Source organism: Rhizobium leguminosarum, assembly GCF_002953715.1.
Taxonomy (GTDB): Bacteria; Pseudomonadota; Alphaproteobacteria; order Rhizobiales; family Rhizobiaceae; genus Rhizobium; species Rhizobium leguminosarum_V.
Genome location: NZ_CP025012.1, coordinates 1,990,316 through 2,009,693, shown reverse-complemented (window position 1 = coordinate 2,009,693; position 19,378 = coordinate 1,990,316). Strand labels below are relative to the sequence as shown.

Below are 19,378 nucleotides of genomic sequence, written 5' to 3'. Positions count from 1 at the left end.
GATTATGCCGTATGGCCGAGTTCGGCGGCTTTACGCGGGCTTTTGGCCATGCGGCAGTTCGGCATAATCGAGCCGTCGGGAAACGACAAGGCTTGGTGGACAGCGGACTGGCATCTTCTGGAACTAATGACAACAATGCGGTCATCCGTCAGCTTGGGGATTAGGGATGGAACCCAAAGAAGGAGAAAAGGACGGCGCTATCCCTCCAGCGCCTCAATCATCCCCACCCGCGTCGCATGACACACCCTTGCTTGCACCGAATTCACTTCATCCATCGTCCCGCGAAGGACCTTCATACCGCCGGTCAGGCCGCTCGATCGTTCAGGGCCTTCGGTTTCCAATTCCATGGAAGCAATTGCTCCAGTGCTTTGCCGCCCGGAGAAGTTGGCGTACCGCGGTCGCGGACGATGGATATCGCCCCCGTCCAATGGGTGAGCAGGCAGGTGACGGTTGAGGCAGGGGGGCCGGCTAGCAACGGAAATCAATATCATGACCGGCGAAACTGTTTGCGGGTCACTAAACAGTTCTAACGCGAGAACGCCCGCTACTGCATCGATCCGCTAGCGAGCGCGCTCTCCAGCCGCTGATCATGCTTCGCTCACATGGCTAAGCCGGCTCATCCCAAACAAAGAAGACGGAACTACGTCTCTGACGCCGGTACGGCTCGATGCCTCTCACGCCGTTGGATCATTGATAAGTGCATAGTTGCTATCCACAAAGATAGGCGGGATCTCGATCAGCGAGGCGCCTTTGGCTCCATGGTCGATGACCTCGAATACGGCGTTCAGCATGCCCTGGACGTCCTGCCGCACCATCTCGATCTCGTCGCCGAGCAGTGCCGCAAAGGGGTCCCAGTCGAAGCAGCCTATGACCGGGGTGTGATTGACATAGTGCCCGGAGCGCTTGATCCAACGCATGACGCCTTCGAGCGAAATAGTAGAATTCACGAACATGCCGCTCGGCAGCTCACGCTCTGCCATGGCCAGCGCCTGAAGAGACATCTCGGCTTTTTCCGGAGCGTATCCGCAGGTCAGGATATGCCTCTCGTCGACCGCTACACCGATATCGGCATGGGCCGCGCGAAAGCCGCGCACGCGCTCCACTGTGTTGTGATCGCTGCCTCGGCCACCGATGAAGAGAAGCGGGCGAGCCGCGCCCAACTTGCGCTCGCTGTTGACGAGAATGCGCCGCGTCAATTCTCGGGCGCCGGTGAAATTGTCGGAAATGATGGAAGGCGCTTTGGTGCCAGGCAGATCGAGATTGAGGCTTCCGACGCCCGCGGCCCCGCAGATATCACTGATGCGGTCGGGATCCGTGGCGCCGGTCGAGACCAGCCATTCGACCTGATAGGAAAGCATGGTCCGGGCCGCTTCGACCTCCAGTTCAGGGTCGCGGCGTGTGCAGGTGATGATCGGGAAAAGACCCCGCTCGCGTGCCATGGTTTCGAAGGTCTCGACAATTGATCCGAAATAGCGGTTGTCGTATTTGGGCACGATCATGCCGATGATTTTCGACTTCTCTCGTCGAAGCAGGCTGGCCTGCATGTTGATGGCATAACCCTGCTCCTCCGCTAGCCGGGTGATTTTCTCCGCCAATTGGCTGCTGATTCTGCGCTTCTTCCAGTTCCCGTTCAGCACGGCGCTGACAGCGCTGGCCGACGTTCCCGCAAGCTCGGCCAGATCATAGATCGTGGTCTTTTTTATCGGCCTGTCCTGATTCACTGATATCTCCACTTCGATCGCAGCTTGACATTATTGAAGGAAGGTGGCAATTGTTGCTTCATCGATTGAGCAACGTTGCTCAATCGATGAATTTGGTTGGCTGTGGAGAGTCGACCGGGAGGTGTCCGGGAAAATCCACGATCATGACCCGCGTCGACTTGGTCGCCGAGGGCGGTGATATGCACGCTTTGCTGCCTCTGCAGCACGGCTTGAGGAGAGGCTTGGGCATGAAACCGGAACGCGCCTCTCGGCACGGGTTTATGCATTCAAAAAGGAGGAAAACATGAAATTCCGTTCAATGATGATGGTGTCGGTTGCTGCCGCCGCCATGTTTGCCGGTTCGGCCTATGCGCAGGAGGCCGCTACGGTCGCATTCCTGATGCCGGACCAGGCGTCGACGCGCTACGAGAAGCATGACTATCCTGGGTTCAAGGCGGAGATGGAGAAGCTGTGCGCGAAATGCACGGTCATCTACCAAAATGCCAATGCCGATACGGCGCTTCAACAGCAGCAGTTCAATTCGGTCATCGCCCAGGGCGCCAAGGTTGTCGTGATCGACCCGGTCGACTCGGCCGCTGCGGCTGCGCTCGTCGAGATCGCACAGTCCCAGGACGTCAAGGTCATTGCCTATGACCGTCCGATCCCTGCCAAGCCGGCGGATTTCTACGTGTCCTTCGACAATGAAGGCATCGGCCATGCCATCGCCGAGTCGCTGGTTCAGCATCTCAAGGCAGGCGGCGTTGCAGAGGGCGCCGGGCTGCTGCAGATCAATGGCTCTCCGACCGACGCGGCGGCGGGTCTTATCCGTGACGGTATCCATCGGGGCCTGAAGGATTCCGGCTACAAGACACTTGCGGAATTCGACACGCCGGAATGGGCGCCGCCGAAGGCCCAGGAATGGGCCGCCGGTCAGATCACCCGCTTTGGCGCAGATATCAAGGGTGTTGTCGCCGCCAATGACGGCACGGGCGGCGGCGCGATCGCTGCCTTCAAGGCTGCAGGCGTAAACCCTGTTCCGCCCATCACCGGCAATGACGCGACGATCGCGGCCTTGCAGCTGATCATCTCCGGCGACCAGTACAACACGATTTCCAAACCGTCGGAAATCGTGGCTGCCGCTGCCGCAAAGGTGGCGGTACAGCTTCTGAAGGGCGAAAAGCCGAAGGCGAAGACCTCGCTTTACGACACGCCGTCCGAACTCTTCGTGCCGGCCGTCGTGACGGCAGACAACATCAAGGCAGAAATCTTCGACAAGAAGATCCAGACTCCTGAAGAGGTCTGCACCGGTGAATACGCCGAAGGCTGCAAGAAGCTCGGCATTACCAAGTAATAGTTCTCCCAAGATCTCCGGCCGCGCCAAGGCGTGGCCGGAGATACCCCCGAACCTAAAAAGAGCGTCAAACCATGGTGCAAGAACACAGGGCGAACCCGGAGAAAGGCACTCCCATTCTCCGGCTCACCAATATCTCAAAGAATTTTGGTGCAGTGTCGGCGCTGAGCGATATTGATCTGGAAGTGCGCGCCGGCGAAGTCGTTGCTCTCGTCGGAGACAATGGCGCCGGCAAGTCGACCCTGATCAAGGTTCTGGCAGGTGTGCACCAGCCGTCGTCCGGAAAAATCGAGTTCTGTGGCCAGGAAGTGTCGCTCGACAGTCCAAGCCGTGCCCTTGAACTCGGCATTGCCACAGTGTTCCAGGATCTGGCCCTCTGCGAGAATCTCGACGTCGTCGCCAATCTTTTCCTGGGCCATGAACTGTCGCCGTGGAATCTCGATGAAATCGCGATGGAGGTCCGCGCCTGGACGCTCTTGAAAGAGCTGGCGGCGCGCATTCCATCGGTGCGAGAGCCGATTGCTTCGCTGTCGGGTGGCCAGCGCCAGACAGTTGCCATCGCGCGATCCCTGCTTCTCGACCCGAAAATTATCATGCTCGACGAACCGACCGCGGCTCTCGGCGTGGCGCAGACAGCAGAGGTGCTGAACCTCATCGAACGCGTCCGTGATCGCGGGTTGGGCGTCATCATCATCAGCCACAACATGGAAGATGTGCGTGCGGTTGCCGACCGCATCGTTGTCCTGCGCCTCGGGCGCAACAACGGCATCTTCACTCCAGACGCATCCAATCAGGAACTCGTCGCATCCATCACCGGAGCCACGGAAAACTCCGTGTCGCGCCGCCTGGATCGTAAGATGGGCCACAACGAAAGCAGCGGGAGCATCGCATGAGCGAGAATATGTCAAACAAGGATCAGGCGCTCGACCGCGGCGACATCAGGGTCAAACATGATGATGGCCTGGCCGGCATGCTCAGGAGTTTTGTTAATCGCGTTCGCTCCGGCGATCTCGGCATGCTGCCGGTGGCGGTGGGGCTGATCGTTATCTCAACGGTCTTCAGCATTCTCAACCCGATCTTCCTGGCACCGAACAATCTCGTGAATCTGCTGTTCGATTGCGCGACGGTGGGCATCATCTCGCTCGGCATCGTCTGCGTCCTGCTGTTGGGCGAGATCGACCTGTCTGTCGGCTCGATGAGCGGCCTGTCATCGGCTATCATCGGTGTGCTCTGGGTCAATTCGGGTCTGCCTGTCATCGTCGCGATCTTCGCGGCGCTCGTCACCGGCGCTTTTGTCGGCGCGCTCTACGCCATGATGTACAACCGGCTGGGCATGCCGAGCTTCGTTGCCACGCTTGCAGGCCTACTCGCACTCCTGGGTTTGCAGCTCTATATCCTTGGCGCGACCGGAAGCATCAATCTTCCCTATGCCTCACCCCTGGTGCGCTTCGGTCAGATCCTGGTGATGCCGGACTGGATGTCACATATTCTGGCATTGGTGCCGGGTCTCGTCATGGTCATTGCCGGCTTTGCCATTCGCAAACGCAGGCAATCGGTCAATCTCTCCTCGCGACCATTGAGTAATCTCCTGGTCAAGGTGGCCGTGCTGACGGTCGCTCTGGAATTCGCTGTTTATTATCTGAACCTCGGCCGCGGCGTGCCGTGGATGTTCGGCCTGTTCGTCGCGCTGGCCGTCATCTTGAACTATGCACTGACGAAGACGCAGTGGGGGCGGTCGATGTTCGCCGTCGGCGGAAACCGTGAAGCGGCCCGCCGCTCGGGTATCAATGTCCGTCGCATCTACCTGAGCGCCTTCATGCTGTGCTCGACCCTGGGCGCCCTCGGTGGCATCCTCTCGGCATCTCGCCTGGCATCGTCCAGCCAGCAGGCCGGCACCGGCGACGTCAATTTGAATGCGATCGCGGCAGCCGTCATCGGCGGGACAAGCCTGTTTGGCGGTCGTGGCAGCGCTTACTCGGCCCTGCTCGGCATCATTGTCATCCAGGCGATCTCCAATGGCCTTACCCTGCTCAATCTCAATTCGTCCCTGCGCTACATGATCACCGGCGCGGTGCTGGCGATTGCTGTCATCGTCGATTCGCTTGCGCGCCGTTCGCGTGTCAGCCATGGCCGTGCCTAACAATAAACTGGAGGAAATCTCATGGCTGAACTCATGAAGGGCAAAGTTGCCGCAATCACCGGCGCCGCATCGGGCATCGGTCTGGAATGCGCCCGTACCCTGCTGGCGGAAGGCGCAACCGTAGTGCTGATCGACCGGGCCAAGGACAAGCTCGAAGCGCTGTGCTCGGAACTCGGAGACCGAGCCAAGCCGCTGGTGGTCGATCTGCTCGACGGTAAGGAATTGTCCGGCATTCTGCCGCGCATTCTCGAGGTCGCCGGCAGTCTCGACATCTTCCATGCCAATGCCGGTGGCTATATTGGCGGTCCGGTCGCGGAAGGCGATCCGGATGCCTGGGACCGGATGCTCAACCTCAATATCAACGCCGCCTTCCGCTCGGTTCACGCGGTGCTGCCGCACATGATCGCGCAAAAGTCGGGCGACATCCTGTTCACCAGTTCGATTGCCGGTGTCGTGCCGGTTGTCTGGGAGCCCATATACACGGCGTCGAAATTCGCAGTTCAGGCTTTTGTTCATTCGACCCGCCGACAGGTCGCAAAGGATGGGGTACGCGTGGGCGCAATTCTGCCTGGTCCGGTGGTCACCGCTCTGCTCGACGACTGGCCGAAGGCCAAGATGGAGGAAGCGCTTGCCAATGGCAGTCTGATGCAGCCGAAGGAAGTGGCCGATGCCGTGCTCTTCATGCTGTCTCGCCCTCGCAACGTCACCATCCGCGACCTCGTCATCCTGCCCAACAGCGTCGATCTCTAATCGACGCCGACGGCATCTTCCCAACATCCCAACATATGCAAGAGCCAACATCATGATCGACGCAGCGAACACCACAGCGCCCGCCTCACGCTATCTCATCGGCGTCGACGTCGGCACTGGAAGCGCGCGTGCCGGGCTCTTTGATCTGGCGGGCCGGCTGCTGGCGGTGGCCAAGCGCGACATTTCCCTCTTCCGGGAAGCCGGCACCATTGTCGAGCAGTCGAGTACTGAAATCTGGGATGCCGTCTGTACTGTTATCCGCGAGGTGGTCATGGCTGCCGGGGTGGATACGGCGGCGATCATTGGTCTTGGTTTTGATGCGACATGCTCGCTGGTCGTCCTCGGCGAGGGCGGCCGCCCTCTCGCTGTCGGTGCATCGGAGGATCCCAACCGCGACATTATCGTCTGGATGGACCACCGTGCTGTCGCCCAGGCGGAACGGATCAACGATATGGGGCACGATGTCCTGCGATATGTGGGCGGGCGGATTTCGCCCGAGATGGAGACGCCGAAGATCCTTTGGCTAAAGGAGAATCGTCCGGAAACCTTCGATGCGGCGTGGCAATTTTTCGACCTCGCCGATTTCCTTACTTGGAAGGCAACCGGCGACCTTGCGCGTTCCACCTGCACCGTGACCTGCAAATGGACCTATCTTGCCCACGAGCAAAGATGGGACCGGACCTATTTTCAAGAGATCGGTCTCAGGTCACTTGCCGACGAAGGCTTCGCCCGGATTGGCACGCGCATCGTCGAGCCAGGAACACCGCTAGGGCAGGGACTGACGGCGGAGGCTGCGAGGGCCTTGGGATTGCTGCCAGGAACTCCAGTCGCCGCTGGTATGATCGACGCTCACGCTGGCGGCATCGGCACCGTTGGTATTGGTGGCCGCCCGGGTGCCAATCTCGCCTATGTCTTCGGAACCTCGTCCTGTACCATGACTTCGACCATCGAGCCCGTCTTCGTGCCGGGTGTTTGGGGACCGTATTATTCAGCCATGGTGCCTGGCATGTGGCTCAATGAAGGGGGACAAAGCGCTGCCGGTGCCGCGATCGATCAACTGCTGGCGTTTCATCCCGCCGCAGTCGAAGCGCATGGGATGGCAGAACAACGACATGTGCCGCTGCCGGTCCTGATCGCAAACGCCGCCTTTGAAAAAGCCGGCACCACGTCGGAGGCCGTACGTCTGGCGAGGGGCCTGCATGTCGTTCCAGAATTTCTTGGCAATCGCGCACCTTTTGCCGATCCGCATGCCCGAGCGGTGATCGCAGGCCTTGGCATGGAACGCGATTTCGACAATCTCGTGGCGCTGTATGTGGCAGGGCTCTGTGGCATCGGTTACGGTCTGCGACAGATCATCGAGACCCAAGCTCAGTCCGGTGCGCATATCGAGAACGTCGTCATCAGCGGCGGTGCGGGGCAGCATGAACTGGTCCGACAGATACTTGCCGACGCCTGTGGCGCGCCGGTGGTGGGGACCGTATCGGAAGAGCCGGTTCTGCTTGGTTCGGCTATCCTTGGAGCGGTGGCAGGCGGTGCCTTTCCGGACGTAGTCTCGGCGATGAAACGGCTCTGCAGTCCCGCGCATGTTTATAGGCCGGCGGTGGGCGTGTTGGCGGAGATTCATGCCAAACGCTACTCGGCCTTTGCTGACTTGCAGAAGCTGGCCAGAGGGCTGAAAGATAATTGAGTTTTGCTCAAAGCCGCCCCGGCGGTCGCGAAGTCGCCGCCGGCAAATACACCGGCTAGAGCGGGGATTGTTTTAGGTCCGTTCACATCCGACTTCGCTGAAGTAGTTTTGGCACTCTTCGGGCGTGACCCGGTGGTCTCCCGCAGTCGCCCGCGGCTTTTGCCCGCCGTCTGGCACGACAACCACGTGTCACCGCACCAACAACGCGCTCACGAAGATCATCCGAAAAAGGTCTCGCCATCCAGGCCGGCCTTCTTCACCGGCCAGAACGGTGAATCTGATTTGCACAGCAAAGGGAATCCCTATTCCGACCAAAACAATCCCGCTCTGGTAGTGCCACACCAGTCTAGAAGCGCACGAGCAGGGCGCCGCGTTAACCGCTTGTAAAGTCGTGATAGCCAATTGTTCATGACTGAAAACCTGATTCAAAAGTGACCCATGAGCCGGCCGGATTACATTCCCAGTCTCGATGGCCTGCGCGGTGTCGCTGCGCTTCTGGTCGTTGAAGCCCATATTGGCTTTATCTTTCCAATCACAGCGCCGCATCTCGTGACGCTGGGCGACGAAGCTGTCGGTTTGTTTTTTGCTCTGAGTGGCTTCCTGATGGCTCATCTCTACGGCTCACGGCCGGTGACGAGAGAAAACGTGTTGGATTTTCTTGTGAGCCGCTTTGCTCGCATCTATCCAGTTTACCTGGCGGCCGTCGTTTTCGTGGCGATGCTGTCGATCATGCAAAATCTGGATTTTGTTCAGCCTATCGTTGGCGTCACAGATTTTGCGCGTCATGTCTTTCTTCTCGGCTCGAGTGGTGTTTTCTGGTCGATACCACCCGAGATCCAATTCTACCTGCTCTTTCCTGTCCTGTGGCTTTGCCTGGCCCAACCGCAGCGCTATAGCGGCGTGATTGTCGGCCTCGCGGTGGTCGTCATCGTGGATGGCCTGGTTGAATTGCCAGGCCCGGGAATAATGCTCGTCTCCAAGCTTCCTTACTTTCTTTTCGGCGCAATTGCCGGGGTGATGCATTCCTACTGGAAAGGATGGATTCCATCTGCCCTCACAGGAATTTTAACGCTTTTCCTTCTGGCGGTGTTCTTCACTTACAGGCATATCTTGTCGGGCTTTTCCCCTGAATTTTGGAGCCTGCAAAGTGCGGTGGCTGCGGCCGTCATTGTCGCGCTCGTCGCTCGACAGCCGCCCATCGCTGCCCATGTCCTGGCAGCCGCACCAGTACGGTTTCTAGGGAAGATCAGCTTTTCACTTTACCTTTTTCATGTCCCCATAATGTTCCTGGCGCGTCTGACTTTTGGTGCCTTGTTGCCGGAACCGGCGCTCATCGTGGTAACGCTTTTCGTTGCGGCAGTCGGGGCATGGTTCATCCACGAGACGATCGAGGTTCCCGGTCGGCGGCGGCTGGTCCTGCTATGGCAGGATAATCGCTCGCGGATGGTTTCGCGCGAGACTCCGGCTGATCAAATGGACCGCGCGATCCTCAACCTGCAACAGATCGAAAAGCGCCTGCAGAGCGGCGCAACTTCAACCATGGCCGATCAACGACAAATCTCGACGACGCCCGAACCCTGGGATGGAGCAGACGGCACGGTCATTCAAGATGAACGCGACGAGAAGCTTCGCGCATAGTTCAGCTAAGTTCTTGGGCGAGTCCGATGAGAAGCCCTCCAGGCCCGCGGATGTAGCAGAGCCGATAGGTGTCCTGATAGTCCACGACTTCGCCGACGAGCTGCGCGCCGCGCTTGCTGAGCCTCTCAAGCGTCTCGTCGATGTCATCAAGGGCGAACATGACGCGGAGGTAGCCCAGAGCGTTCACCGGGGCATTGCGGTGATCCGCAACGGCAGGCGGCCTGAGGAAGCGGGAGAGCTCGAGCCGGCTGTGGCCATCAGGCGTGCGCATCATGGCAATCTCGACGTGCTGATCGCCCAGTCCTGTCACACGTCCAGCCCATTCTCCTTCGATCATGGCCCGCCCTTCGAGCTCGAGGCCGAGGTCGCGAAAGAAATCAATCGTCTCTTCGAGGTCATCGACGACGATTCCCACGTTGTCCATCCGTTTGAGCGCCATGTGTCCAATCTCCCAATCTACAAGGTGTCGTCTAGTATCGACGTCAGCAGGACATTGGGAGTCGGAGCAGACTGTCAAGATAAGGCAACCACCAGTTCTTCCTCCGCATAGGCTTCATTGAATGCAGCAATGAGTGGCAAGGCGGACACTTGGTTCAGCGCATGACTCCGAAAATCGGATTCGATTTTCGTGAAGGATTATGCGCACACTCAAAGTGCCTGCGCGTCCTATTGGACACTCGGCGCTCCAGTGTACAGCCGGAATGTCGCACCGGCTCCATGCGATGTCGGTGTGCTGCACGGATTCGAAACCGACCTCGCTTAAGCTTGCATGCTCATCTTCAGAAGGCGCACCCATGTTTCTCTCGGTATTCGATGTCTTCAAGATTGGTGTCGGGCCGTCGAGCTCGCACACGATGGGTCCGATGTCGGCGGCCAACCGGTTTCTCGAGCTGATCCTGTCGAACGAATGGCCGCGCCCGTCATCCGGCGCACAGGTCACAGCCATCAAGGTCAGCCTGCACGGTTCGCTCGCCCATACCGGTATCGGCCACGGCACGGGCAGGGCTGTCATTCTCGGGCTGATGGGCGAGGCGCCCGACAGCGTCGATCCCGACAAAATGGACGGCATCGTCGACACGGTGGAGCGCACCGGCCGCATCACGCCGGAAGGCCATCCCGGCTATCAGTTCCAGCCGAAAACCGACCTGATCTTCGACAAGAAACAGCCGCTGCCGGGGCATGCCAACGGCATGGTCTTTTCCGCCTATGACAGGGACGGCCGGCTGCTCGTCAAGCGCATTTATTATTCGGTCGGCGGCGGCTTCGTCGTCACCGACACCGAGCTGGAGCAGATGCGGGCGAAGAAGAACGCGGTTGGCGGCACGCGCGTACCTTATCCCTTCTCCACCGCCAAGCAGATGCTCGAGATGGCAGAGCGCTCCGGGCTTTCGATCGCGCAGATGAAGCGGGCGAACGAAGAAAGTCAGCGCAGCCCCGAGGAGCTCGATCAGGGGCTCGACCGCATCTGGGAGGCGATGCGTTCCTGCATCGAGCGCGGCCTCAAGGTCGAGGGCATCATGCCGGGCGGTCTCAACGTCAAGCGGCGCGCGCGCAGGATTCACGACAAGCTGGAAGAGGAATGGCGCAGCAACCGCATCAACCCGTTGCTCGCCAACGACTGGCTGAGCGTCTATGCGATGGCCGTCAACGAGGAGAATGCGGCCGGCGGGCGCGTCGTCACGGCGCCGACCAACGGCGCGGCCGGCGTCATTCCGGCAACGATCCGCTATTACGAGCATTTCCACGAGGACTGGGACCAGAATGGCATCCGCGACTATCTACTGACGGCTGCCGCCATCGGCGGCATCATCAAGCACAATGCCTCGATCTCGGGCGCCGAGGTCGGCTGTCAGGGCGAGGTGGGCTCGGCGGCGGCGATGGCTGCCGCGGGCCTTGCCGCGGTCATGGGCGGAACGCCGGAGCAGATCGAGAACGCCGCCGAAATCGCGCTCGAACATCATCTCGGCATGACCTGCGATCCGATCGCGGGCCTCGTGCAGGTTCCCTGCATCGAGCGCAACGCGCTTGGCGCCGTCAAGGCCGTCACGGCAGCCTCGCTCGCCATCAAGGGCGACGGCCAGCATTTCGTGCCGCTCGACGCCTGCATCGAAACAATGCGCCAGACCGGGCATGACATGAGCGAGAAATACAAGGAAACCTCGACCGGGGGGCTCGCCGTCAACGTCGTCGAATGCTGAGTTTGTGGATGCTTGATGCTTGAAGCTTGACGCTCGCTGCCAAAAGGATTTCAACGGCAGCATGGCATTGCATCTCATCAAACTCTGTGTCGGCGCCGACTCGATAGACGATCTGCGCGAATGGGTGGCGGAACGCTCATTGCGCGCCATCGCCGCCGGCCTTGAGCCGCATTCGGTGCACACGACGCGCATGGCGCCGAAACGGATGGAGGAGCTGCTTGACGGCGGCTCGCTCTATTGGGTGATCAAGGGGCAGGTGCAGGCGAGGCAGAAGCTGCTCGACATCGAGACATTCACCGACGGCGAGGGGATTTCGCGCTGCCGCCTGATGCTCGGCCCGGAGGTCATCGAGACGGCCGTGCAGCCGAAGCGTCCGTTCCAGGGCTGGCGTTATTACACTGAGGATGACGTGCCGCGCGACCTGACAAGCCTTGGCGCCGGCGTTGCGGAAATGCCCGCGGATCTCCGCCGCGAGCTTACGGACCTTGGTCTGCTCTAATTCCCGAAAATCGGAGCCGGTTTCCGGAAAGGTTTATGCGCGGATTAAACATTCTCCGCGCGTCTTTTCGGACGCGCGGCGTTCTGCAGTTCAGCGCAGGCGCAGTTGCACCGGCGCGCTGCCGTCCGGCGAGGTCACATGCAGATGGATGCGGGCTTCGGGCTGAGAGTAACGCCAGGCGCGGGCGCCATGGCACAGCAGCAGATTGATGAGATCCCGGGTCTTCGGAGACTTCGCCTTCGGCCGCTGCAGGCCGATCTCGGCAAGGCGCAAGGCCGCCTCGTGCAGCGGATGCAGAGATGAGCGCCCCTTGGCCACCGTGCGGCGGTCTGAAGGCATTCCCGGAACATTCTCATTGATCGCCATTGTTTTCCCCGTACGCAATACTGATCGAGTTCAAGAACGGTGGCCGGAAACGCAAACACCGATTCCGGCCGTCACCGATGCCGCCGGCCATCTTGCAGGCAGCATCGAATAGCTCATTGGGCAGCCGCCCAGCACTTGATGCCGGCCTTCTTCAAGGCCTTGCAGGCATTGACCGCATCGCGCTGGTCATCGAAGCCGCCGAAGCGGGCGCGATAAAGCTGGTCACCACCAGCGGCATAGGCGACCGCAAAGGGCTTCGCCGAGGCCAGAGCCTTGCCGCCCTTGCTCTTGGCGCTTTCCAGAAGATCCATGGCCATCTGCCGGCTCGGCGAGACGCCGACCTGCACGACCCAGCCGGTCGGACCGTCGCTGGTTGAAGCAGCACGAGCCGGGGAGGGAGTGGTCGAGGCGGTGGTGACCTCATCGACCGAAGTATCGCCCTGTTCCGGCGGCATATAGGCGGGTGCCGGCGTCGGTACGGTGACCGATGCCTGCTGCTTGAAGGTCATGGTCTTGACTTTGGTCGGCGCCGGCATCGGCTGCGCCACCAGTGGATTGTCGGATTTCGGCTGAGCGGTCTCGGCATAGGCGACTTCGGTCTCGGCAACCTGATAGCGCGCATCCGGCAGCGGGCCTTTGTGCGGCAGGCTGAGATCGGCTGCGGCTGAGATCGGCGGCTGCGCTGCGGTGATCGTCTTTGCGACCTGCAGTTGGGCAATTTGCGGCTGGGCTTTCTGCTGGGCCTTCTGCGGCTGGACGGGAGCGGGTGTCTCGATCATCGCCGGGGCAGGGGCTGCCTGGGCGATCAGTGCCGACGATCCGCCGCGGCTCGATGCCTTCGGCAGGTAACTGGCGATCAGATTGCGCATCTGGGCATCGCGGGCAGGCGTCGAGGCGCCGCCGAGCACGACGCCGACGATCGACTTGCCGTCGACCTGCACCGAGCTCACCAGATTGAAACCGGCAGCGCGCGTGTAACCGGTCTTGATGCCGTCGACGCCGCGTACTGAACCGACCAGGCGATTGTGGCTGCGGATCGTGCGGCTGCCGAACTTGAAGGCGCGGGTGGAGAAATAGCCGTAATATTGCGGGAAATGCTGTCGAAGGGCGATGCCGAGGCGGGCCTGGTCGCGCGCCGTCGTCATCTGCGCCGTATTCGGCAGGCCGTTGGCGTTGCGATAGGTGGTGCGCGTCATGCCGAGCGCATGCGCCTTGGCGGTCATCAGCTGGGCGAAGCGATCCTCGCTGCCGCCGCCCAGCATTTCGCCGAGCGCAGTTGCGGCATCATTGGCAGACAGGGTGACGAGGCCGAGAATGCCCTGCTCGACGGTGATCGTGCCGCCGGCGCGCACGCCGAGCTTGGTCGGCGCCTGAGCTGCCGCATGGGCGGAGAAGGGGACCGGCGTATCGAGGCGGATGCGACCCTGCTCCAACGCCTCGAAGGTCATGTAGAGGGTCATCATCTTGGTCAGGGAGGCGGGGTATTGCAGCCGGTCGGCATTCTCACTGTAGAGAACGTTGCCGGTCTTGGCGTCGACGACGATGCCTGCATATTTCGGATTTGCCGCTTCCGCGTCGGCATTCACCGAATCGACCAGGACGATCGTGACGGCCACCGAAAGGATCGCCAGCAGCTTTGCGAAAAAACTGCCGGATCGGGACGATGATACGGAGGAGACTGACCTTGACACTATTCCACTCTTCGCTTGCATTTCAGATATTTGGCACTTCAGATTTTGGCAGGAACCGCACACCTCCCGCCGTACAGCTCGTCTTCTAAAATTACCGGTTGGGCGTTACCAATCCGTTTATGATGAATCGTTTATTTCGCTGTCCGGAGAGCATTTTAGGGACTTGTCGCAGAACGGTTCACAAGACGGGCTTCCACAAAGGTGCGGATAGCGGCATCAATATGTTCCCAGTCGTCGAGATGGCTGCTTGAGAAACGGTAGAGAACGCTGAGATCCCTACCGACCTTGATATCGCGCTGACAATCTCCGCCCGCAGCCTTATCCGGGGCTGAAGGCAAGATGCAGCGCACGACGTAATCCTGCCCGCCCTTGACGGGCGCCGTCAGCAGCACTTCATCGCCGTAACCCGCATCGGCGCGAAGACGATGCAGCGTCAGCCCGTCGCGGAAGGGCTCGGCCGGGCCTTCGAGCAGATGCAAATAGATCGGTTCCAGCCGCCCGGACATGTCGCGCGACATGGTGCTCTGGGTGATCTGCAGGAAGATCAGGCCGGAGGATTGGGCGATATCGTCGAATCGAAGGTGGTTTTCCTTGCCGTAGCCCTGCATCTCAGGCCATGCGAGGTAGAGATCGACGCGCTCGGCGGCGCCTTCGTGCCTTTGACTCGGGAAGCGGATGGCATTCTCGGGGAATTTCACGATGTCGCGGCCGATGGCCAGCTTGATTTCAACCGTGCTGTCGGTGTTGCCGGCAAGCGAGATATGCCTGCCGAACCAACGGCCGCCGATGCTGATGGCAACAGTCAGGACCGCCAGGACTGAGATCACCGCCATCGTGCGGAGGAGGAACCCCATGGAAAGAAGCGGCTGCTCGTCGGGTGCGCTGTGCGCGGCATGGCTCATGGCGGTTCTTCGGGTTTCGGTCCGCCGCAGGAAGAACATGAGCCGCCGGTGCCGATGATGAATCTCATCGCCATGATCGGACCGGTAGGGTTAACAATTCGCTAAGATGCTGGTGAGGTAGGGCTTGAAAAGGGGCGAGCCGTTCCCGGGACAGCGGGAACGGCTCTTGGGCACCGGTCGGGGACGGGATGCGGGGACTGACCGGGCCGCAGGCAGCAGCCGGCATTGGCCGGCAGGCTGTTCTTACTTGACGCTACCGACCGCGACAGCGCGGCCGTCCTGAAGCTTCGACCAGCGGGCCGGATCGTCGGCGGACTGGCGCTTCAGATAGGTGTATTCGGTATCCGACCACAGCAGCACCTTATTGCGCATGTTGTCGAGGATGAAGTCGCCGTGATCGGTGCGGACGGTCAGCACGGCATGGCCTTCGCCATTCGGCTGCAGCACGACAGTGATCAGCGTGTCGGACGGCGAGAAACCATCGTCGATCAGCATCTTGCGCTTCAGCAGCGCGTAATCCTCGCAGTCGCCGACGGTGCGCGGATAGGCCCAGCGCTCTTCGACACCGTAGATCTGCTCATCCGTCATCGGCTGGATCGTCGAATTGACGGTGTAGTTGACCTTGAGAATTTCCTTCCAGCGATCCTCGGTGAGAATGGCCGGCCCGGCATCGCCGCCGACTTCGACACATTCCGTCGGATTCGCCTTGCAGAATTCGTAGTGTCCGATCGGCGGGCTGGCATTGCCTGCCAGTACCATGCTGGCGGGCATCGCCTGTCCCGAACCCGCCATTGCCATCATGATGGCGCCGGCCAGAAGGCCGCCTTTCAGGATATTCGCAGTTGTCATTGCCGTCTCCCCGTAAGTTGAGGTGACAATGGCACAGACGTTTTTATCTCACGCAAAATTACGCAATAGAATTAAAGGCTTAGTTGATTCAAATGCCGAGAAAACTTGACTAAAAACAGATTCGAATGCGCATAAAATTTGACGCGGATTTGTCTCGAAATCGATTAAAATTGTAATCCACGCAACAAGGCTTTCGCCCGTGAAAAGGTTGCGTTGCCGTCCTCATGTTAAGGATTTTCGTTGAGCCGGGTAAATCTCAGCTGCCGGCTGGCGATCTGCGGCAGCGCACAGCCGGCCGGCGATGCCGCCGGAATGGGCCGATTCGGCCGATTCAAAAGCAGAATATCGCTCAGATCCCCGATTCCGGCGTGAAATTATTTTTGCTGGATATCGCGAAATCGATCGGTGGCAGCGACAATTGCCGCGCTCATATCGGGATTTGCGGTGGAATGGGCAGCATGCGCAAGGATGCTGAGCTCGCTTTGCGGCCAGGCGCGGGCCAATTCCCAGGCAGTGACGAGCGGCGCCTCGATGTCGAGCCTCCCTTGCAGCAGGATACCGGGGATGCCGGCGAGGCGCGCGGCGTTCTTCAAAAGCTGGGTGTCCTCCAGCCAGGCGTCATTGCTGAAGTAGTGGGTGATGATGCGGGCCCGCGTCAGCAAATAGGCCGGATCGGCCCAGCGGCGCGGCAGGCCTTGGGGATCGGCGAGCAGAATCGAGGCCGCCTCCCAATCATGCCAGTCGCGCGCCGCCTTGAGGCGTGTCTCCGGGTCGGGATCGTTGAGGAGACGATGATAGGCGGCAACCATGTCCTCGTCTCGCTCCTGGCTGCCTGGGGGAACCGCTTGGCGGAAACGGTGCCATTCCTCCGGAAAGAGCGGCGCCATGCCGCGATAGAGCCAGTCGATTTCCGAGCGCCGGGTGGTGGTCACGCCTGACAGGACGATCGCGGCGACGTGCTCCGGATGGGTTTCGGCATAGGCGAGCGCCAGCGTCGAACCCCAGGAATTGCCGAAAAGCAGGCAGGTGTCGATGCCAAGACAGGCCCGCAGCCGTTCGATATCGGCAACGAGATGCCAGGTGGTGTTGAGGGAGAGATCAGTTTCGGGATCGGCAGCACTCGGCAGGCTGCGGCCGCAATTGCGCTGATCGAACAGAATGATTCGGTAGGCATCGGGATCGAAATGGCGGCGCGCCGTGGTCGAACAGCCGGAGCCAGGGCCGCCATGCAACACCAGCGCCGGGCGGCCCGTCGGATTGCCGCAGGCCTCCCAGTAGATCAGGTTGCCGTCGCCCGTATCGAGCAGACCATGATCATAAGGTTCGATTTCCGGATAGAGAGCTGACATCGGTGCGCCTGCGGTCGAAGCGAACCTTATCCGTCATATCGCAGACGAGGGGAAGACGGGCGAGGGCGAAGCACTGCCGGACGCAAAACACTGCACAATTTTGGGCGACCGAACTGGATGCCGATCGGTGTCGCAGCTTGTTCCACACATAATATGTCAACCGACTGGGTGGAACGACTTGCGACATGAATTCGCGCTGGCTTTCCAAAGCCAGATTTGTTGCCGCTTGCAAGGCTGTTGCCGTGAAGGCAGGCTTTTCAACACGACCTGACCGGGTGCGCACCGGACCTGGCAATCGCGTTCGATGGAAGTCCGTCGAGAATTGCAGCCGCCACGGAATCCGCGGCAGGGCAGCGCCTATTTCAGCAGCGGTTAGAGCCTTTTCTGGTCAGCTTGAAGCATTCTGCGGAAGCAGGTTTTCGTCAGGGCAGAGGCGATTGGCGAAGGGCATACCCCAAGGTACGTTCGAGCCGATCGCCTCTGCCCTGGCGGAAAGATGCGCGGCCCTTCGGGTTGGCTGAAACGGGCCGGCTGATCGACCGGCCGGCTTGGCCGTAGAACTGGGCTACGACGTGCGCCGGCCGGTCGACCATCCGACTCCGTTTGAGCCAACAGAATGCTTCAATCTGACCAGGAAAGGCTCTAAAGGAATTCCCGCAGCGTCTCGCGGGACTGGATCGACAGGAATTCGATCGCCACACCTTCGACGAAGTGGCGTACGACTCGACCACGCATGTTGCCGAGGCGCACGGCCGTTCCGATCGAAGGGCGCATCTCGACGTCGACGGCAGCGCCCGACAGCGAAAGGTCCATGATACGGCAGGAATAACGCGTGCCGTCCTCGAGCGTCAGCTCGGTCTTCGTGTCGCGCGGCGTCAGACGGTCGTGGCGGCGATCCTCGGGCAGGCCGAGTTCATGCTTGTTGGCAAGCCAGGTGAGCTGGGCCGCGAGTTTCTCGCGTTTCCGATCGGTGGCGTTGATCGACATGGTGAAGCCACGACCATCGATCGTCTGGACATAACCTTCGACGCGGCCGAGATGGTCGATATAGGCGACGACGCGTTCGTTGGCGCGCGGCCGGCCGGGGCAGGTGACGTACATGTCGCCAGGCGACATGTCGATCACCATGCATTCGAATTCCTCATAGTTCGCAAGCATCAGCCGGCCCTGCATATTGATGGGCACGCGCTGGAAAACGCCCTGTTCAGGGCGCGGCGCAGGTCGTTGCGTCTGAGCTGGCTGGAACGAGTGCATCAAAGGGCTTCTTCATGAAAATCGCAGAGACCGATCTTTACCCACAATCCATTAACAGAAGGTTGTTTCGCCCAGTCCCGACATAGCGGAAAACGAGTATATCAGATGTCCTAAAATGGGACCGTCAGCGAGCCTCCACGCTCAGCAGCTGTGACACCATGCGGCGCATGACCCGCCCGAAATGGATGCTTTTGCCAGCGACGATCCTATTGATGGGGCGCAGTTTGGCCGGTGCTGGCTTGTCGAACTTTCCGGGCAGCAGCCGGCTGCGGTCGAGCGCCAGGAATTCGAGCGGTACGATCTCCAGCCAGCTCGCGGCTACTGCCGGCGCGATCGCGCCGAGCAGCCTGTCGCAGGCGCCGTCCGGCGAACGCAGCGGCATCATGATAATCTCGAAGGAGGCCTGATGACCGACGGTGCTGTAGCCGGTGGCATTGAACAGGGCCGGCATGGCATGGTCCATGACGCCCATCGCCGTGCGTTCGATGTCGGCGATCTGACCATTTGCCCAGAGAGACGAAAAACGTTCGCCGCGCAGGTCACGCCCGAAGAGATCGCAGATGCGGGTGCCGGCGAGCCGGAAACCGATGTCTCCGCCCTCGCGCCTCTCCAGAATGAACAGACTCTGGAGCAGGTGGGGGACGGCTGAGGGTTCGACCTGTGATTTCAGCGGCGCATCGGCAGCGCCGCGGATACGGTTCCAATAGTCAAAAATTTCGATGGTCGTTTGCACACGCATTTCACACCAACCTGTCCCATTCCGGAGCATTTTCGGGCAGTCATTGCCCGTACAGACTCTACCTTGCGGATTTCATGCCAAATCACGGCGGTTAAGGTTAAGAGATGGTTTCGGTTGAGATGCGGTGCCTGTCGTGACACTGTCCTGCCATCGCTTCGACTTTCGAAGTTCAGCACAACCTGCCCGGGTCGAGGTCTTTTCCTGGAGCTCCCGGTATGCCGTCCGACACTTCGGACGGCTTTTTTTTTGACAGTCGCTCCTGTAT

18 protein-coding genes are annotated in these 19,378 nt (G+C 60.3%); 8 read left to right on the top strand and 10 right to left on the bottom strand.

Annotated elements, in window-relative coordinates; genetic code table 11:
* Nucleotides 1-197: 197 nt before the first annotated feature.
* Nucleotides 198-347, bottom strand: a complete 150-nt coding sequence (locus CUJ84_RS37890; protein WP_158686914.1) for a hypothetical protein — start codon at nt 345-347, stop codon at nt 198-200.
* Between the two features lie 327 nt (nt 348-674).
* Nucleotides 675-1,721, bottom strand: a complete 1,047-nt coding sequence (locus CUJ84_RS10240; protein WP_105006103.1) for a LacI family DNA-binding transcriptional regulator — start codon at nt 1,719-1,721, stop codon at nt 675-677.
* Nucleotides 1,722-2,004: 283 nt separating this feature from the next.
* On the opposite strand from CUJ84_RS10240, the gene CUJ84_RS10235 reads away from it, so the two are divergent.
* The 6 genes from CUJ84_RS10235 (at nt 2,005) to CUJ84_RS10210 (ending at nt 9,266) form a co-directional block, all read left to right on the top strand.
* Nucleotides 2,005-3,051 carry an ABC transporter substrate-binding protein gene (locus CUJ84_RS10235; RefSeq protein ID WP_105006102.1) on the top strand — a complete coding sequence of 349 codons (1,047 nt, stop codon included), beginning with the start codon at nt 2,005-2,007 and terminating at the stop codon, nt 3,049-3,051.
* A gap of 74 nt (nt 3,052-3,125) precedes the next feature.
* Nucleotides 3,126-3,944, top strand: coding sequence for an ATP-binding cassette domain-containing protein (locus CUJ84_RS10230; protein ID WP_105006101.1), 819 nt, complete (start codon nt 3,126-3,128; stop codon nt 3,942-3,944).
* Nucleotides 3,941-5,191: a sugar ABC transporter permease gene (locus CUJ84_RS10225; protein WP_199788801.1), complete on the top strand. Its 1,251-nt coding sequence runs from the start codon at nt 3,941-3,943 to the stop codon at nt 5,189-5,191. Before CUJ84_RS10230 ends, CUJ84_RS10225 begins: the two co-directional genes overlap by 4 nt.
* Nucleotides 5,192-5,212: 21 nt before the next feature.
* Nucleotides 5,213-5,941 carry an SDR family oxidoreductase gene (locus CUJ84_RS10220; RefSeq protein WP_105006100.1) on the top strand — a complete coding sequence of 243 codons (729 nt, stop codon included), beginning with the start codon at nt 5,213-5,215 and terminating at the stop codon, nt 5,939-5,941.
* Nucleotides 5,942-5,993: 52 nt separating this feature from the next.
* On the top strand, nt 5,994-7,628 hold the full coding sequence (locus CUJ84_RS10215; RefSeq protein ID WP_105006099.1) for an FGGY-family carbohydrate kinase: 1,635 nt from the start codon (nt 5,994-5,996) through the stop codon (nt 7,626-7,628).
* 438 nt (nt 7,629-8,066) lie between these two features.
* Nucleotides 8,067-9,266: an acyltransferase family protein gene (locus CUJ84_RS10210; RefSeq protein ID WP_105006098.1), complete on the top strand. Its 1,200-nt coding sequence runs from the start codon at nt 8,067-8,069 to the stop codon at nt 9,264-9,266.
* A 1-nt stretch (nt 9,267) separates the two neighbouring features.
* Here the strand turns inward: CUJ84_RS10210 and CUJ84_RS10205 are convergent, their stop codons facing one another.
* Nucleotides 9,268-9,705 (bottom strand): VOC family protein, encoded by a 438-nt coding sequence (locus CUJ84_RS10205; protein WP_105006097.1) that lies wholly within the window; start codon nt 9,703-9,705, stop codon nt 9,268-9,270.
* 355 nt (nt 9,706-10,060) lie between these two features.
* Between CUJ84_RS10205 and CUJ84_RS10200 the strand changes: the two genes are divergently transcribed.
* Together CUJ84_RS10200 and CUJ84_RS10195 are read left to right on the top strand one after the other, a co-directional pair.
* Nucleotides 10,061-11,464 (top strand): L-serine ammonia-lyase, encoded by a 1,404-nt coding sequence (locus CUJ84_RS10200; RefSeq protein ID WP_105006096.1) that lies wholly within the window; start codon nt 10,061-10,063, stop codon nt 11,462-11,464.
* A 61-nt stretch (nt 11,465-11,525) separates the two neighbouring features.
* Nucleotides 11,526-11,963: a DUF1489 family protein gene (locus CUJ84_RS10195; protein WP_105008146.1), complete on the top strand. Its 438-nt coding sequence runs from the start codon at nt 11,526-11,528 to the stop codon at nt 11,961-11,963.
* A 90-nt stretch (nt 11,964-12,053) separates the two neighbouring features.
* On the opposite strand, the gene CUJ84_RS10190 is transcribed toward CUJ84_RS10195, so the two are convergent.
* The 7 genes from CUJ84_RS10190 to CUJ84_RS10150 all read right to left on the bottom strand — a co-directional run bounded on the left by CUJ84_RS10190 (nt 12,054) and on the right by CUJ84_RS10150 (nt 19,143).
* Complete coding sequence (locus CUJ84_RS10190) at nt 12,054-12,329, bottom strand: hypothetical protein (RefSeq protein ID WP_105006095.1); 276 nt, start codon at nt 12,327-12,329, stop codon at nt 12,054-12,056.
* Nucleotides 12,330-12,442: 113 nt separating this feature from the next.
* A complete protein-coding gene (locus tag CUJ84_RS10185) occupies nt 12,443-14,041 on the bottom strand; it encodes a serine hydrolase (protein ID WP_105006094.1) in 1,599 nt (532 codons plus the stop codon).
* A 134-nt stretch (nt 14,042-14,175) separates the two neighbouring features.
* Nucleotides 14,176-14,961: a hypothetical protein gene (locus CUJ84_RS10180; RefSeq protein ID WP_105006093.1), complete on the bottom strand. Its 786-nt coding sequence runs from the start codon at nt 14,959-14,961 to the stop codon at nt 14,176-14,178.
* A gap of 204 nt (nt 14,962-15,165) precedes the next feature.
* Nucleotides 15,166-15,771, bottom strand: coding sequence for a transglutaminase-like cysteine peptidase (locus CUJ84_RS10175; RefSeq protein ID WP_003559625.1), 606 nt, complete (start codon nt 15,769-15,771; stop codon nt 15,166-15,168).
* Nucleotides 15,772-16,145: 374 nt separating this feature from the next.
* Nucleotides 16,146-17,120 carry a prolyl aminopeptidase gene (pip, locus tag CUJ84_RS10170; protein ID WP_105006092.1) on the bottom strand — a complete coding sequence of 325 codons (975 nt, stop codon included), beginning with the start codon at nt 17,118-17,120 and terminating at the stop codon, nt 16,146-16,148.
* Between the two features lie 642 nt (nt 17,121-17,762).
* On the bottom strand, nt 17,763-18,374 hold the full coding sequence (locus tag CUJ84_RS10155) for a PilZ domain-containing protein (RefSeq protein ID WP_018072182.1): 612 nt from the start codon (nt 18,372-18,374) through the stop codon (nt 17,763-17,765).
* A 124-nt stretch (nt 18,375-18,498) separates the two neighbouring features.
* Nucleotides 18,499-19,143 carry a PAS domain-containing protein gene (locus CUJ84_RS10150; protein WP_105006091.1) on the bottom strand — a complete coding sequence of 215 codons (645 nt, stop codon included), beginning with the start codon at nt 19,141-19,143 and terminating at the stop codon, nt 18,499-18,501.
* Between the last annotated feature and the right edge of the window lie 235 nt (nt 19,144-19,378).

Bases quoted from the DNA above. Each gene is read 5' to 3' on its own strand.
- CUJ84_RS37890 (WP_158686914.1), bottom strand. From the start codon at position 347: ATGGAATTGGAAACCGAAGGCCCTGAACGATCGAGCGGCCTGACCGGC.
- CUJ84_RS10235 (WP_105006102.1), top strand. From the start codon at position 2,005: ATGAAATTCCGTTCAATGATGATGGTGTCGGTTGCTGCCGCCGCCATG.
- CUJ84_RS10230 (WP_105006101.1), top strand. From the start codon at position 3,126: ATGGTGCAAGAACACAGGGCGAACCCGGAGAAAGGCACTCCCATTCTC.
- CUJ84_RS10225 (WP_199788801.1), top strand. From the start codon at position 3,941: ATGAGCGAGAATATGTCAAACAAGGATCAGGCGCTCGACCGCGGCGAC.
- CUJ84_RS10220 (WP_105006100.1), top strand. From the start codon at position 5,213: ATGGCTGAACTCATGAAGGGCAAAGTTGCCGCAATCACCGGCGCCGCA.
- CUJ84_RS10215 (WP_105006099.1), top strand. From the start codon at position 5,994: ATGATCGACGCAGCGAACACCACAGCGCCCGCCTCACGCTATCTCATC.
- CUJ84_RS10210 (WP_105006098.1), top strand. From the start codon at position 8,067: ATGAGCCGGCCGGATTACATTCCCAGTCTCGATGGCCTGCGCGGTGTC.
- CUJ84_RS10205 (WP_105006097.1), bottom strand. From the start codon at position 9,705: ATGGCGCTCAAACGGATGGACAACGTGGGAATCGTCGTCGATGACCTC.
- CUJ84_RS10200 (WP_105006096.1), top strand. From the start codon at position 10,061: ATGTTTCTCTCGGTATTCGATGTCTTCAAGATTGGTGTCGGGCCGTCG.
- CUJ84_RS10195 (WP_105008146.1), top strand. From the start codon at position 11,526: ATGGCATTGCATCTCATCAAACTCTGTGTCGGCGCCGACTCGATAGAC.
- CUJ84_RS10190 (WP_105006095.1), bottom strand. From the start codon at position 12,329: ATGGCGATCAATGAGAATGTTCCGGGAATGCCTTCAGACCGCCGCACG.
- CUJ84_RS10185 (WP_105006094.1), bottom strand. From the start codon at position 14,041: ATGCAAGCGAAGAGTGGAATAGTGTCAAGGTCAGTCTCCTCCGTATCA.
- CUJ84_RS10180 (WP_105006093.1), bottom strand. From the start codon at position 14,961: ATGTTCTTCCTGCGGCGGACCGAAACCCGAAGAACCGCCATGAGCCAT.
- CUJ84_RS10175 (WP_003559625.1), bottom strand. From the start codon at position 15,771: ATGACAACTGCGAATATCCTGAAAGGCGGCCTTCTGGCCGGCGCCATC.
- pip (WP_105006092.1), bottom strand. From the start codon at position 17,120: ATGTCAGCTCTCTATCCGGAAATCGAACCTTATGATCATGGTCTGCTC.
- CUJ84_RS10155 (WP_018072182.1), bottom strand. From the start codon at position 18,374: ATGCACTCGTTCCAGCCAGCTCAGACGCAACGACCTGCGCCGCGCCCT.
- CUJ84_RS10150 (WP_105006091.1), bottom strand. From the start codon at position 19,143: ATGCTCCGGAATGGGACAGGTTGGTGTGAAATGCGTGTGCAAACGACC.